This window comes from Alkalicoccobacillus murimartini, assembly GCF_030813245.1.
Lineage (GTDB): Bacteria > Bacillota > Bacilli > Bacillales > Bacillaceae_D > Alkalicoccobacillus > Alkalicoccobacillus murimartini.
In genome coordinates this window covers 961,407-977,096 of the sequence record NZ_JAUSUA010000001.1, presented here as the reverse complement: position 1 = coordinate 977,096, position 15,690 = coordinate 961,407, and the positions used below count along the sequence as shown (strand labels likewise).

General features: G+C 41.9%; 14 protein-coding genes. 13 read left to right on the top strand and 1 reads right to left on the bottom strand.

Annotated features, from left to right (window positions below; genetic code table 11):
* Positions 1-49: 49 nt before the first annotated feature.
* From J2S05_RS05235 to hfq, 10 genes are all read left to right on the top strand, one after another.
* Positions 50-847: a TIGR00282 family metallophosphoesterase gene (locus J2S05_RS05235; protein WP_306980534.1), complete on the top strand. Its 798-nt coding sequence runs from the start codon at positions 50-52 to the stop codon at positions 845-847.
* A gap of 135 nt (positions 848-982) precedes the next feature.
* The gene (locus tag J2S05_RS05230; protein WP_306980532.1) at positions 983-1,243 is read left to right on the top strand and encodes a stage V sporulation protein S; all 261 of its coding nucleotides are present in this window, start codon (positions 983-985) and stop codon (positions 1,241-1,243) included.
* A gap of 160 nt (positions 1,244-1,403) precedes the next feature.
* Complete coding sequence (gene miaB, locus J2S05_RS05225; RefSeq protein ID WP_306980529.1) at positions 1,404-3,011, top strand: tRNA (N6-isopentenyl adenosine(37)-C2)-methylthiotransferase MiaB; 1,608 nt, start codon at positions 1,404-1,406, stop codon at positions 3,009-3,011.
* Between the two features lie 4 nt (positions 3,012-3,015).
* Positions 3,016-3,426: a YlbF/YmcA family competence regulator gene (locus J2S05_RS05220; protein ID WP_306980526.1), complete on the top strand. Its 411-nt coding sequence runs from the start codon at positions 3,016-3,018 to the stop codon at positions 3,424-3,426.
* Between the two features lie 236 nt (positions 3,427-3,662).
* The gene (locus tag J2S05_RS05215; protein WP_306980524.1) at positions 3,663-4,229 is read left to right on the top strand and encodes an outer spore coat protein CotE; all 567 of its coding nucleotides are present in this window, start codon (positions 3,663-3,665) and stop codon (positions 4,227-4,229) included.
* Positions 4,230-4,370: 141 nt separating this feature from the next.
* Complete coding sequence (mutS, locus tag J2S05_RS05210) at positions 4,371-6,986, top strand: DNA mismatch repair protein MutS (RefSeq protein ID WP_306980523.1); 2,616 nt, start codon at positions 4,371-4,373, stop codon at positions 6,984-6,986.
* A gap of 24 nt (positions 6,987-7,010) precedes the next feature.
* Complete coding sequence (gene mutL, locus J2S05_RS05205) at positions 7,011-8,873, top strand: DNA mismatch repair endonuclease MutL (protein ID WP_306980522.1); 1,863 nt, start codon at positions 7,011-7,013, stop codon at positions 8,871-8,873.
* Between the two features lie 16 nt (positions 8,874-8,889).
* Positions 8,890-9,678 (top strand): class I SAM-dependent methyltransferase, encoded by a 789-nt coding sequence (locus J2S05_RS05200; RefSeq protein ID WP_306980520.1) that lies wholly within the window; start codon positions 8,890-8,892, stop codon positions 9,676-9,678.
* A gap of 11 nt (positions 9,679-9,689) precedes the next feature.
* Positions 9,690-10,607, top strand: a complete 918-nt coding sequence (gene miaA, locus J2S05_RS05195) for a tRNA (adenosine(37)-N6)-dimethylallyltransferase MiaA (protein ID WP_306980518.1) — start codon at positions 9,690-9,692, stop codon at positions 10,605-10,607.
* 40 nt (positions 10,608-10,647) lie between these two features.
* Entirely contained in the window at positions 10,648-10,881 is a 234-nt protein-coding gene (gene hfq, locus J2S05_RS05190) for an RNA chaperone Hfq (protein WP_306980516.1), read from the top strand.
* Positions 10,882-10,947: 66 nt separating this feature from the next.
* Here the strand turns inward: hfq and J2S05_RS05185 are convergent, their stop codons facing one another.
* Positions 10,948-11,952, bottom strand: a complete 1,005-nt coding sequence (locus tag J2S05_RS05185) for a tyrosine-type recombinase/integrase (protein ID WP_306980514.1) — start codon at positions 11,950-11,952, stop codon at positions 10,948-10,950.
* 146 nt (positions 11,953-12,098) lie between these two features.
* Between J2S05_RS05185 and spoVK the strand changes: the two genes are divergently transcribed.
* The 3 genes from spoVK (at position 12,099) to J2S05_RS05170 (ending at position 15,657) form a co-directional block, all read left to right on the top strand.
* Positions 12,099-13,043: a stage V sporulation protein K gene (spoVK, locus tag J2S05_RS05180; protein ID WP_306980512.1), complete on the top strand. Its 945-nt coding sequence runs from the start codon at positions 12,099-12,101 to the stop codon at positions 13,041-13,043.
* Between the two features lie 86 nt (positions 13,044-13,129).
* The gene (gene hflX / locus J2S05_RS05175) at positions 13,130-14,398 is read left to right on the top strand and encodes a GTPase HflX (RefSeq protein ID WP_306980509.1); all 1,269 of its coding nucleotides are present in this window, start codon (positions 13,130-13,132) and stop codon (positions 14,396-14,398) included.
* Between the two features lie 5 nt (positions 14,399-14,403).
* A complete protein-coding gene (locus J2S05_RS05170) occupies positions 14,404-15,657 on the top strand; it encodes a methionine gamma-lyase family protein (RefSeq protein WP_306980507.1) in 1,254 nt (417 codons plus the stop codon).
* Positions 15,658-15,690 lie beyond the last annotated feature (33 nt).

The following is a 15,690-nucleotide window of genomic DNA, read 5'->3' as shown; positions in this document are numbered from 1 at the left end:
CGGCTAATGCCGCTTTATTTTGTTTCTATGATCAAAGAAAGAGGTTATCATGAAAATTTTATTTATTGGAGATGTTGTAGGCTCCCCAGGACGTCATATGATTCAAGAATATTTGAAGCGGTTAAAGAAACAACATAAACCCACATTAACAGTGATTAATGGGGAAAATGCCGCGTCAGGTAAAGGGATTACAGAAAAGATTTATAAAGGATTCTTAGATGCCGGTGCTCAGGCAGTTACATTAGGAAATCATGCATGGGCGAACCGTGATGTATTTGAATTTATTGATTCGGCAAAATGGCTTGTGCGTCCTGCCAATTATCCTGAGGGAACACCAGGGACTGGTATGGTTTTTGTTCAAATTAATCAAATTGAAATTGCGGTCATTAATTTAATGGGACGTACATTTCTTCCTGCAAACGACTGCCCTTTTAGAAAAGCAGACGAGTTAATTGCAGAAGCAGAAAAACGCACTCCTTATATCTTTGTTGACTTTCATGCGGAAGCGACGAGCGAAAAGATTGCGATGGGCTGGTATTTAGATGGACGAGTAACAGCTGTTGTGGGAACTCATACTCATGTTCAAACTGCAGATGAACGAATTTTGCCAAAAGGAACAGCCTATATCACGGATGTTGGCATGACGGGTCCTTACGATGGAATATTAGGTGTTGAGCGAGAACCAGTTCTCCATAAATTTCTGACAAATCTTCCTGCAAGGTTTGAAGTAGCATCAGGCAGGGAACAGTTGAGTGGTGTGGTTGTAGATGTGAATTCCAAAACAGGACAGGCAACATCTATCAAACGTGTGCTTATTAATGATGATCGCCCATACTTAGAGATGTAAGTAGGAATATTTACGCTTTCTTTTAATAAGTATGAAGTACGTTTCTCTCCACGATAGAGGAATGATCCTACTTTTAACCACCTGTTGATCTACGGCAAGCAAACCTAATGACTCATACTCAGAGGAGGTTCGGAAATGGATGTCTTAAAAGTTTCAGCAAAATCTACACCAAACTCTGTAGCTGGCGCTCTAGCTGGAGTCATTCGAGAACGCGGTTCAGCAGAGATACAGGCGATTGGAGCGGGAGCGCTCAATCAGTCAGTCAAAGCGGTCGCCATTGCTAGAGGTTTTGTGGCACCGAGTGGAATAGACCTTATCTGCATTCCTGCTTTTACTGATATTGAGATTGATGGGGAAGAGCGTACGGCCATTAAACTGATTATTGAACCTCGTTAATTCTCTGTAAGCAAAAAAAGCGTTTATCTATTGATTATTTCAACAGATAAACGCTTTTTTTCTTTGTTTCTCTGTTTGCTTTGCATTGTGTTTATAGCGTTTGGCACGTATAATATACGATTAGTAGAACGGTATGTTTTTGGAAGGAGTTTGACTCAATATGAACGAGGAACAACGATTAGGACAAACAGGTAACACTCATATAAATAAAAAGCAAAAGCAAAGCCCGCCTAAAAAGGATTACAGTCAGTATTTTGACTTTTCTAAGGCTAAAATCATCTCTGAAGATGAAGACAAAAAGGTTATGCGAATTAATGGACGAGATATTACGATTCATGAGCAACCTGATTACAAACAAGGAAAACGCCGAGGGAAAGAGACGACACAAGTTATTCGTCCCGAGCACGTCATTCCCCCTGAACTAAGTCATTTAGGTGCAGGGAAAAAGTTCTTAATTCGAACGTATGGCTGCCAAATGAATACACATGACTCAGAAAATATAGCGGGTCTGTTAACCGAAATGGGATTTGAGTCAACAGACGTAACTGAAGAAGCAGATGTCATCTTACTAAATACTTGTGCGATTCGTGAAAACGCTGAAAATAAAGTGTTCGGTGAAATAGGACATCTTAAACCTTTGAAACTTGAAAAACCAGAATTAATTATTGGTGTGTGTGGCTGTATGTCACAAGAAGAAAGCGTGGTCAATCGTATCCTCCAAAAGCATCAACACATTGATCTTGTTTTTGGAACGCACAATATTCATCGTTTGCCTCATTTGCTTCGTGATGCTGTTTTTGGTAAAGAAATGGTTGTTGAAGTGTGGTCAAAAGAAGGCGATATTGTCGAGAACATGCCTCGTAAACGCGAAGGCAAAACACAAGCCTGGGTTAACATTATGTATGGCTGTGACAAGTTCTGTACCTACTGTATTGTGCCTTATACTCGTGGTAAAGAACGGAGCCGACTTCCAGAGGATATCATTGCTGAAGTTCGAGAGCTTGCAAGACTTGGGTATAAGGAAGTTACATTGCTAGGACAGAACGTTAACGCATACGGAAAAGACTTAAAGAATGGGTATGGGTTAGGCGATTTAATGGACGCAATTCACAAAATTGATATTCCTCGTGTTCGTTTTACAACGAGTCATCCACGTGATTTTGATGATCGCTTAATCGAGGTACTTGCTCAAGGTGGTAATCTTGTTGAACATATTCATTTACCTGTTCAGCATGGCAGCTCCCAAATCTTAAAGCTCATGGCACGTAAGTATACACGTGAAAGTTATTTGGAACTCGCAGGGAAGATCAAACAAGCGATACCAAATGCTTCATTCACTACGGATATTATTGTCGGTTTCCCTAATGAAACGGACGAGCAATTCGAAGAAACCCTTTCACTTATGAGAGAAGTCGAGTTTGATAGTGCGTATACGTATATTTATTCACCTCGTGAAGGAACACCAGCAGCTAAGATGGAAGATAATGTGCCGATGGACGTGAAAAAGGAACGATTAGCTAGACTGAATTTGTTAGTAAATGAGCTATCTGCAAAGAAAAATCTTGCGTATCAAGATCAAGTGGTTGAAGTACTTGTCCAAGGTCAAAGTAAAAAAGACCCGAATGTTCTTGCAGGACGTACGCGTACGAATCGTACGGTAAACTTCCGAGCACCTGAATCAATGATTGGTACGATTGTTCACGTGAAAATTACTGAAGCAAAAACCTGGTCCTTAAATGGAGAAATAACAGAAATGGTGGAGGTCTAAGCGCATGAAAAAACTTTATTCGAAAGAAGATGTTCGCCAAAAAGCACAGGAATTGGCTAAAATGGTTGCGGAGACAGAAGAAGTAGATTTTTATAAGCGTGCTGAAAAACAGGTGAATGATCATCTTCGTATTCAGGAACTGATTGCTCAAATAAAAAAAGAGCAAAAAGAAGCGGTAAACTTAAAGCACTACGGAAAAACCGAAGCTTTAAGAGCAGTGGATGCACGAATTGATGCACTACATGAAGAGATTGACCAAATTCCTTTAGTTCAGGAATTTAAACACAGTCAAGTAGAAGTGAATTATTTGCTTCAAATGATTTCGAATACGATCTCAAAAACCGTGACGGATGAAATTATTATTTCTACAGACGGTGATTTGTTAAAGGGACGTACGGTAAAAAGCCCATTTTAATAAAAAACGAGGAGTCATATGCCTATAGAGGTGTGTGGCTCTCTTTTTTTGTTCAGAGATTCATGTACTATTCTGTTTTGTCCGCTCATATCTTGTATAGAAACGGTTTGCTCTACCTATCATTTTGGTTCACATTCGTTTGACTCCCTGCATAGGATGGGGGTGATTAGGCGGAACGGTAGGCAATAGCCGACAAATCATCCAGCCAGCAAGTATGAGAATAGGAGGGTCAACAAATGTCTGAAAATGAGATTAGTTACCGAGAGATTATTACAAAGGCCGTTTGTGGAAAAGGACGTAAATTCTCAGAGGCAACACACCATATTACGCCTGCACATAGGCCGACCAGTATTCTAGGATGCTGGATCATCAATCATAGCTACGATGCAGAAAAACGGGGAGATACCGTAGAAGTGCAAGGTACCTATGACATTAATGTTTGGTTCTCGTATACCAATAATACGAAAACAGACGTAGCTACTCAGACAGTCACGTACACCGACATTGTGCCATTGTCCATGAAGGATGAGAATGTGTTAACAGAGGATTTGGATGTCGTTGCACGGGCAGTTCAGCAGCCAAATACACTTGAAGCGGTCGTTTCTGAAAATGGAACAACCGTGGACGTGCAAGTGGAAAGAGAATTTATTGTTGAATGTATTGGCGAAACCAAAGTAGCTGTTGCTGTGAATCCACAGGGAATTGTTGAAGAGTATCCAATTGCTGACTATGTGGATCAAGTGACGGATGAAGAATTAGAGAACTTAGACCCACATTTTATGCACGAAGAATTAGATAAGTAACAAACGAAGAGTGGTGTACACACCGCTCTTTTTTTGTTCATTCCCTATAAATTCTAGGAGTTTGACTTCTGTTTGAAGTGCAGGCAAAGTAGCCAATATGATATAATAGCTTAATGAATGAATGTACGGTTGGAGGCAGGTATGGCACAAGTAACCCCAATGATGAAGCAATATTTAGAGATAAAAGCACAGTATGAGGATGCGTTCTTATTCTTTCGATTAGGTGACTTTTATGAATTATTTAATGAAGATGCGATCAAAGCATCTAGAGAGTTAGAGATTACCCTCACGGCGCGAGGACAAAGTGAAACGCGCATCCCAATGTGTGGTGTCCCGCACCATGCGGCTGAGAATTATATGACCCGATTAATTGAAAAGGGCTATAAGGTAGCAATTTGTGAACAAGTGGAAGATCCTGAAACAGCCAAAGGTGTTGTAAAGCGAGAAGTGGTGAAGCTTTTAACACCAGGAACGATGATGAGTGATCGTTTTATTCAGGAGAAAGAAAATAACTATTTGTCGACCATTCATCTGTGTGAGGATGGAACCTATGGCGTAGCATTTGCGGACTTGTCGACAGGTGAAGGTCGGGTAACGGTTACAGGAGATGAGCAGGAAGATGCAGTCCAGGAAGTGCTCGCCTCCAAGTCTAAAGAAGTCATAGTAGCGAGTACAAGTGATACTTCTTTGCTGGACCGTCTAAAAAAAGAAAGACAGCTAACGATCTCGTTTGAAGATGAACTAGACGATCAACAAGAATATGCTTGGGTGTATAAAGACTTGAAGCAGTCAAAGCTCGAGGCAACCTATGCTCGCTTGCTTCGTTACCTTGTTCGTACACAAAAACGATCACTAGCCCATCTGCAACCGGCTACCTATTATGCATCCTCCTCTTATTTAAAGATGGATCAGCATACAAAGCGTAATCTGGAATTAACCGAAACATTAAGAGAAAAGCGCAAGCAAGGATCGCTTCTATCGATTGTGGATCAAACGGTAACAGCAATGGGCGGCAGAATGCTAAGACAATGGATTGAACGCCCGCTTGTTTCTAAGGATCAGATTGTAGATCGTCAGAGTGCGGTTGAGACATTTTTGACTCACTTTTTTGAGCGGGAAGAGCTTCGAGATGAGTTAAAGGCTGTGTATGACCTTGAGCGCCTTGCTGCCCGTGTGGCGTATGGAAGTGTATCACCTAGGGAGCTTGTCCAATTAAAACGGTCATTGCAACGATTGCCAGCTATTAAGCAGCTACTCGTTAACATGAAGGCTGATTTTGCTAAGGACTGGTTCAACGATTCTGATACATATCAACAAATCGCTGATTTATTAGATAAGAGTTTAATTGAAGACGCACCGATCTCTTTAAAGGAGGGTGGCATCATTCAATCAGGTTATCATGATGATTTGGATACCTACCGTGATGCCAGTGCAAACGGTAAACAATGGATAGCTGAGCTTGAAGCGAAAGAGCGTCAAGTAACTGGCATTCGTACCTTGAAAGTAGGCTATAATCGTGTGTTTGGTTATTATATTGAGATCACACGTGCAAACGCGGCTTCTATTCCAGAAGGACGATACGAAAGAAAACAAACGCTCACGAATGCAGAACGATTTGTTACTCCGGAATTAAAGGAGAAGGAAGCGCTCATTCTTGAAGCAAATGACCAAACGGAAAAGCTTGAATATAATTTGTTTGTGGAAATTCGTGACCAAGTCAAAACCTTTGTACCTGATCTACAGCGCTTGGCGCGTCACATGAGTGAGCTTGATGTATATGCAAGCTTTGCCACTGTTAGTGAGCAACGTAGGTATGTAAAACCTACATTCTCTGAGGACCGTAAGATTACGCTAGTAAACAATCGTCACCCGGTTGTTGAAACGGTGATCCCACGTGGACAATATGTTCCAAATGATGTGTCGATGGGTGAAGATCGTGGCATGTTGCTTTTGACTGGTCCAAACATGGGCGGGAAAAGTACATATATGAGACAGCTGGCGTTAAGTGCGGTCATGGCTCAAATCGGATGTTATGTTCCGGCAGACGAGGCGGACTTGCCAGTGTTTGACCAGATCTTTACAAGGATTGGAGCGGCTGATGATTTGGCCAGTGGTCAAAGTACGTTTATGGTTGAAATGCTTGAAACAAAACATGCCTTAACAAAAGCAACGCAAAACAGTCTGTTATTACTTGATGAAATCGGACGGGGTACATCAACGTATGATGGCATGGCCTTAGCTCAAGCCATCATGGAGTTTATTCATGACCGGATTCAAGCTAAAACCATGTTCTCGACTCATTATCATGAATTGACAGAGATGGAGCACAGCTTAACCCAATTACAAAACATCCATGTATCAGCCGCAGAGCAAGATGGACATGTTGTATTTTTGCACAAAGTAATCGATGGGCCTGCTGATCGAAGTTATGGAATTTATGTGGCCGAATTAGCAGGACTACCTCATACTGTCACGGCGAGAGCAGAAAAGCTCTTAGCTGAGCTTGAAGGTGCTGAAAGGGAAACGGCTGCTTCAATTGATCAATCTGTAGAAACCGTTCAACCTACTGAAATAGCAGAATCAGATCACCAACTCTCGTTATTTGCATCAGACGATGATGAGAAAGTATCCAAAAAAGCTCCGACTAAAAAGGAAAAGCAAGTGCTTGCGGCAATTGGACAAGCAGATCTCATGCATTTAACCCCTTTTGAAGCGATGCAGCTAATCAATGAGTGGCAGAAGAATTTGAAGAACTAAGAGATAGAAAGGAGAGGGTTGACGATGGCAGCGATTCGGCAGCTAGATGATGCACTTTCCAACAAAATTGCAGCTGGAGAAGTGGTGGAGCGACCAGCCTCCATTGTGAAAGAACTTGTGGAGAATGCTCTTGATGCAGGAAGTACAACGATTCTCGTAGAGCTAGAGGAAGCCGGACTACGTTCAATTCGGGTCGTAGATAACGGTAGTGGCATGGCTCCTGAGGATGTAGAAACGGCCTTTTTACGCCATGCGACGAGTAAAATTCAAACCGATCGTGATTTATTTAACATTCACACATTAGGTTTTAGAGGCGAGGCATTGCCAAGTATAGCCTCTGTATCGCATGTATTATTAAAAACTAGCACAGGTGTTGGTGAAGGTGTGGAGCTACAGCTTGAGGGGGGAAGGTTAATTAAACGATTAGCCGCCCATTCAAGAAAGGGCACTGAGCTTGTCATTTCTCAGCTTTTTTATAATACACCTGCTCGCTTGAAGTATTTAAAAACGTCTCATACAGAAGCAGGGCATGTGAGTGATGTCATGAATCGATTAGCCATGTCAAATCCACATGTTTCATTCGAGTATGTTCATAACAACAAGCAGGTCCTCAAATCATCTGGAAACGGGGATATCAGACAGGTAATGGCTCAAATCTATGGGCGATCAGTTGCGACAAAGCTCGTTACGTTTGAAGAATCGTCACTAGATTATAAGGTTACTGGCTTTGTCTGTCGTCCAGAGATTAACCGCTCCTCCCGTCAATATATGTCAGTCTATATTAATGGACGTTATATACGGAACTACGCGCTTGCAGGAGCGATTATGCAAGGATATCATACGTTGTTGCCTATAGGCCGCTTTCCGGTTGCTGTGATCCAAATTGAAATGAATCCTACGTTAGTGGATGTGAATGTTCATCCAGCTAAGCTTGAAGTTCGCTTAAGCAAGGAAGCTGAGCTTGGCACACTGTTAACGACTGCAATCAAAACAGCCTTTCAACAAGAACAGCTTATTCCAGAACAACATCAGTCAAAGCCAAAGCAAACAAAAGCAGCGGATGTTTCAACACAGCTTCCTTTAGCTTTTGAGGAAGAACATCAAAAGAGTCCTATGCAACAACCTCATGCTAACGCTCAAGACCATTCGGTGTTACACGTTCGGGAAACCGAGCCTATTAGCTTTAATAAACCGGCTGAGACTCAAGAACGTAAGCAAGAAGATGAGGTTCTTGAGACGAAAGACACTACGCCACTTGTAGAGGATGTTGAGAGGCCTAGTGTAACGGAATCTACCAATCAACCAAGGATTCCTGCTTTTTATCCAATTGGTCAGATGCACGGAACCTATATCCTTGCTCAAAATGAAGATGGTTTATATTTAATTGACCAGCATGCAGCCCAGGAACGAATTAATTATGAATATTTTCGTGTGAAGGTTGCTGAACAGACACCACATATTCAAGAATTACTAACACCTTTTACAATTGAATTTACTGCGCATGAAGCGTCTGTTATTGAGTCGAACTTAGATAAGCTTGAGGCCGTTGGTGTTTTTTTGGACTCATTTGGTCATCAAACGTTCCGTGTACGCTCCCATCCCGTTTGGTTTCCAAATGGATTGGAAGAGGAAACGGTTCGAGAGCTGCTAGATCAGCTTCTTACAAACGCTCGAATTGATATCGGAAAGTTGCGTGAAGATGCCGCGATTTTAATGGCTTGTAAAGCGGCGATAAAAGCAAACCGTCATTTGAGAGACGATGAAATTGAGTCGTTGCTTCAGACGTTACGAACCTGTGAGGACCCCTTTACGTGTCCGCACGGCCGACCAGTTATTATTCACTTTACGACCTATGAAATGGAAAAAATGTTTAAGCGGGTCATGTAGGAAGTAGGAAACGGATTTGATTATAACAACCGCACGAAAGAGAGCCGCTCAATTAGAATCAGCTGCCAAAAAAGTAGCGCAAGATGTAGGTCATTCGTATAAAGCGAGAAATGATCGATCTGTAGAAGAGTTGATCGCTCAATGGAAGTCAGATTTACTAGTGGTAGGGGCTAATCGTTTAACCCTTTATTCACAAAGTACAAGCGTTCCTTTTTTTTATCACCCAAATGCTGCGGCGGTTAGATCAAAAGCCTACTTGAATTCCGGCTACGATGTGTTTGTTGAAGCATGCGGGTTGCGGGCAGGGGATCAGGTATTAGATTGTACATTAGGGCTCGCAGCGGACGCTGTCATCGCGAAGCTTGCCGTTGGACCAACCGGAACAGTGTGTGGGATCGAAGCCAATCCAGTGGTTGCGTATATGGTTCAGTCGGGGTTAACGACATGGGAAGATGCAGACGAACCATTACTCAAAGCCATGCGATCGATAAAGGTCCTCTCTGGTCAACATGAGGATCTATTAGCACAATTGCCGGACGAATCCTACGACGTGGTCTACTTTGATCCAATGTTTGAAGTGGCACTTGATGCATCAACTGGCATTCAAGGACTTAAACACTTTGCTAGATACCAAGGACTAAGCCAAGAAGTTGTGAATGAGGCGATTCGAGTCGCCAAGCGACGAGTGGTCTTGAAGGATCATTGGCAAAGTACACGTTTTTCAGAGTATGGCTTTCAAGTAAAAAAAAGAAAGCTTGCCAAGTTCCATTACGGTATAATAGATAAGGAAACAGAGATAAAGTGAGGCTGCATATCATGAAAAAGCTTTTGGTCATTGCAGGGCCTACAGCTGTAGGGAAATCAGATTTGGGAATCAAGCTAGCCAAAGCACTAGATGGAGAAGTGATTAGTGGTGATTCCATGCAAGTGTATAAGGGCATGGACATTGGAACAGCCAAAGTCACCACGAAAGAGATGGACGGTGTGCCGCATCATTTAATTGATATCAAAGAACCGGATGAATCCTTTTCGGTTGCTGAATTTCAAGAACGGTGTACGGTGTTGCTTGATGATCTAGCGAAGCGGAACAAACAGCCAGTTTTAGTAGGTGGGACAGGCTTATATATTCAATCCATAACCCACAGCTATCAATTTGCTGATCGCCCGGAAGATAGAGAGTTTCGTCTTAGATTGGAAAATATGGCGGCTACAGATGGCAATGAATCCGTTCATAAGCTACTAGCAGCTGTTGATCCACAGGCAGCCCTTGATATCCATCAAAACAATGTGAGACGAGTGATTCGGGCGTTAGAAGTGCATCATGTAACAGGTGAGCCGTTCTCTAAGCAACAAATTCAAGAGCCAACGCGTCCATTTCTAGCTATTGGCTTAGATCTCGATCGTGATCTTCTGTATCAACGAATCAATCAACGTGTAGACAAGATGATGGAAGATGGCTTATTATCTGAGGTACAGTCGTTGATGGAACAAGGATTAAACGACCAACCATCCGCCCAAGCGATCGGTTACAAAGAAATCATCATGTATCTACGTGGTGAGTGCACAAAAGAAGAAGCGATTGATTTATTAAAGAGAAATTCACGTCGATATGCGAAACGCCAGCTGACCTGGTTCCGTAACAAGATGGATATCACATGGTTTGATGCTGGAATGGAAGAGAAAGATGTACTTTTTAGTCAAATTAAGAATTTCATTGAAGGAAACGATTCGTAAATGACGAATGTATACATATAAACAGAGGAGGTCTATACAGATGAAACAAGGAATTAACATTCAAGATCAATTTCTAAATCAACTACGTAAAGATTCGATTCCTATTACAGTATTTTTACTTAATGGTTTTCAATTACGTGGTCAAATAAAAGGATTTGATAACTTTACGGTGATTGTGGAAACAGAAGGAAAGCAACAGCTTGTCTATAAGCATGCGATCTCAACCTTTGCACCTCAGCGAAATGTTCAGTTAAAAACCGAAGCAGACGAATAGGTCGAACCCTCATCAAAAAAACAAGCTGTCCCGAAGCCCATTAGGCTAGGAACAGCTTGTTTTATTTTAACTAATTAATAATAAGCGCTCTTGCTCATTTAAATGGTCTAATGTTAATAAACAACGATCTAATGATAAGGCGCTTGAAAAGCCTAGGTACTGTTGTAATTCACTAACCGATGTTCCAGAGCAAAGCTGCTGTAGAATAAAGGTATGACGGAGATGCTGAGCGGAGATCCCTTTACGTAAACCGGCACGCTCCACTTCATTCCGTATCATTTTTTGAATTGCTATTTCCGTCAGTGCCTTTGGATGATCTTGTTCATACGACCAGTGAAAAGTCTTTCGCTGAAAATCAAAGGCAATGTGGAATGGTTCCTTGCTATGCTGTCTTGGTCGAACAGGCTCAGGGATCATTTGATAATATGTAAACGCCTTTTGTTTGTCTTCTTCCTTCAAATCAATCGTCCTCGATTTTGTTGCATCCATGCTTGATTTGATGAGCAGTTGATTTCGCGCAAACTGAATATCAAACATCGAGATTCGAGCGACTTCCTGTAAGGTTAACCCGTAAATTAAAAATAACGAAAAAATCCAATCATTTCGTTTGGTTAGCATAGGACGAGCTAGCTTTTGATTTTCTGTCAGACCGTCTTCAGACTGAACGGATGTAAGCAAGCGTTCTACCTCTTCATGAGACAGCCATTCATCTCGTGTCAAAGGGGATACCTCAAGCTTAGGAGCATCATAAATGGTGGCAGGATGTCGAGTGATTAAGTCACTAGTAATCGTAAATTTAGCTAATTGTTTTGTAACGGAAATAATTCTACGAATTGTTCGTACTTTGTACGCTCTTTTCTCCATAAGATACAAAAAGAACTCATCTAACTGGTCATAGGTCAATGTGGACCAGACCGTAAACGCATCTTTGTCATGGTAGTTCATCATCCATTTAAAAAAGTCCTCTAAATCATAGCTGTACCGCTTAATAGTTGAAGATGCACGTCCCTTTTCCTTCAATGAATCAAGAAAATCAATAACAAATTCAGGATGAGTATACAAATCAGTCATAAGCTGGTTCCTCACTTTTCTTTTTAGTATACCAATACATACACTTGAATCAAGAAGAAAATAGGCGATTGTCACGCTTTTTGTGCAAAAGCGTATAGTAGTGTACGTAGTAAATACAGTTTTAGATTGGAAAAGGGGGATGTGAGATGAATCACCCAACAAACTTGAAGAAAAATGCTCGAATAAATGTCGTATTGAATCAGCAAGGTCAGACAGCAGGAACAGATGATTGGATGCAAACCGAGGAAGAGCGTCAAACACATGATACGCTCATTCGGTTTGAGGAACAATTAAAGCAATATGTTGGTTTAGAAGAAGTGAAACGATTAGTCAAGGAGATCTACGCTTGGCTTTATATGAATCAGCGAAGAGAGCTTCAAGGATTAAAGACACATAAACAGGTTTTACACATGATATTCAAGGGAAATCCAGGTACAGGTAAAACAACAGTGGCTCGGGTCATATCGCGTTTTTTTCACGACATGCATGTGCTATCAAAAGGACATTTTGTGGAAGCAGAACGTGCGGATCTGGTAGGAGAATACATTGGTCATACGGCCCAGAAAACGAGGGAGTTGATGAAGCAGGCAAGTGGTGGAGTCTTATTTATTGATGAGGCCTATTCGCTTGCTCGAGGAGGAGAAAAGGATTTTGGAAAGGAAGCAATAGATACCCTCGTAAAGGGGATGGAGGATAAATTACATGACTTTATTCTCATTCTTGCCGGTTATTCCAAAGAGATGGACCATTTCCTTTCCTTAAATCCTGGACTCCCATCCCGCTTCCCAATTACCATTGATTTTCCGAATTACTCCACTCAGGAACTGATGGAAATGATTCACGGAATGGCTAAAGATCGTGATTATCAGCTGAATAAAGAAGCAGAGATTTTAGTGCGAGATCATATGAAAATCATTCGCTTAGAAAATGAATCTACCTTTAGTAATGGACGGTATATGCGGAACCTAATTGAAAAGGCAGTAAGGCAACAAGCTGTTCGATTAATGAAATATCATCTGTATGATAAGCAGGCACTTATCACTTTAACAGCCGAGGATTTTAAATTTCAGGATAGTCATGATAAACTCTAAAGAGCGGCATAAATGAGATTATGAATCGTGAAAGGGAAGCAGAACATAGATTCTGCTTCTTACGTGTGTTAGGAAGGAAGAGACTATTGACATTTACTAAGAATAAAAAAGAACGGGTAATCCTTGTTGGGTGCCAGTTTAACGGGAACGAAGCAAGCTTTGAACAATCGATGAAAGAGCTGGATGGTTTAGTTCGCTCGGTTGACGGAGATATTGTGGCATCACTTACACAGAATAGAGATAAAGTAGAACCTTCAACGTACCTTGGTGCGGGTAAAGTCGCAGAACTGGCTTTGCTAGCAGAAGAAGTGGAAGCGGATCTAATCGTATTTAATGACGAACTAACCACCGGTCAGGTTCGTAATGTGAACCGTGAGACAGGTGTAACCGTGGTTGATCGTACCCAACTTATTTTAGATATTTTCGCAAAACGAGCGAATTCAAGAGAAGGTAAACTTCAGGTTGAACTGGCGCAACTTAGTTATCTATTGCCTCGATTAGCAGGTCAAGGTCTTGCCTTGTCTAGACAGGGTGGTGGAATTGGTAGTAAAGGGCCAGGTGAAACTCAGCTAGAAACGGATCGTCGTCACATTAAGCGTAGAATGACTGATATTGAGCGACAGCTAAAAACGGTGGTAGAGCATCGTAAACGCTATAGAGAGCGTCGTCAACAAAATAATATAATCCAGGTTGCACTTGTTGGCTACACAAATGCAGGCAAATCAACATTGCTCAATCGGTTAACTGAAGCCGACATTCTTGAGCAGGACATGCTGTTTGCTACACTGGATCCGACAACTAGACAGTTTCGTTTACCATCGGGTCTAGGCGTTGTGCTATCAGATACAGTAGGTTTTATTCGTGATTTACCGACCTCTTTAATCGCTGCCTTTCGTTCCACGTTAGAGGAATTGGCTGAGGCTGATTTGATTTTGCATGTTGTGGATAGTTCCCACCAGGAATATGAGCAGCATCAGCATACAGTACAAGAGCTGATCAACGAATTAAAAGTGGATCACATTCCGCAATTGATTATTTATAATAAAGAAGAGAAGCGGACTGGAGCTTTTTACCCGGATCATTCATATCCTTCAGTTGAGATGAGTGCCTATAAGCCAGAAGACATCACATTATTAACAGAGCAAATCGAACGAGAGCTTATTAAGCAAATGCTTGAATACCAAGTACAAGTGGAGCCTTCCGATGGCAAACTATTGTCTACGATTAAAACCAATACAATTGTCAAAAACCTGGAATGGGATGAAGACAAAAATAGCTATAGTGTATCAGGATATGTCATGGCGGATAGTCCGCTTGTATCCGTGTTACGTGCTGAAGAACCAGAACAGGAGTAGACCTCATGAATTTACAGAATGCAGAAAAAATAGTTTCTCTAGCAACACAAGCGGAAGAACAAATTAAACAAGCCCACCAAAGAATTGAAGCGGTAGCCTTGCATAATCAGGCTAGGGTGATGGAATCGTTTAAAAAGCATCAAGTATCAGACTTTCACTTCACTCCGTCAACAGGATATGGCTATGATGACGCAGGTCGAGACACCTTAGAGAAGGTCTATGCTGATGTATTTGGAGCAGAAGCTGCTCTTGTTAGACCACAAATTATCTCTGGCACACATGCGATTGCAACAGCTTTATTCGGTGTGCTTCGTCCTAAAGATGAGCTGCTTTATATCACAGGAAATCCATATGATACGCTAGAAGAGATTGTCGGAATCCGTGGAAATGGAAAAGGATCTCTTAAGGAATTTGGCATAACCTATCAAGCTATTGATCTTTTTGAAGATGGAGCAGTGGATATGCAAGCTGTTCAAGCTGCCATTGGCCCTCAGACTAAGATGATTGGTATTCAACGTTCTTGTGGGTATGCCGATCGACCGTCTTTTACAATCAAGGAAATAGAAGCTATGATTAAAGACATTCGCAGCGTGAAAGAGGATGTCGTCATTTTTGTCGATAACTGTTATGGAGAATTCGTTGAAGAGCTTGAGCCATGCCATGTAGGCGCAGACCTAATGGCAGGTTCATTGATCAAAAATCCAGGTGGTGGCCTTGTGAAAACAGGTGGCTACTTAGCAGGCAAGGCTGAATATGTCGAATTGGCTTCCTATCGACTAGCAGCACCAGGTATTGGGGCAGAGGGCGGAGCGAGCCTTTATAGCTTACTTGAAATGTATCAAGGTTTTTTCCTAGCCCCTCATGTTGTCTCTCAAGCTGTAAAAGGAGCAGTGTTTACTGCTTCACTGCTCGAACTAGCTGGTCATCGCTCCACACCTGCTTGGAACAAGCCTCGTACGGACTTAATTCAAGCCGTGCACTTTCCAGATGCCAAGTCGATGGTGTCCTTTTGCCAAGCTATTCAAGCGGCTTCACCAATAAATGCACATGTTACGCCGCAGCCTGGGTTTATGCCTGGGTATAGTGATGACGTGATCATGGCAGCGGGTACCTTTATCCAAGGAGCAAGCATCGAATTAACAGCCGACGGTCCTATTCGTCCACCCTATACAGCGTATGTGCAAGGTGGATTAACATATGAACATGTAAAAATAGCTGTGATGCAAGCATTAGATGGTATTCTATCCCATAATAACTAGAAGATTCAGAATTTGACGCGAACACCGACGTTT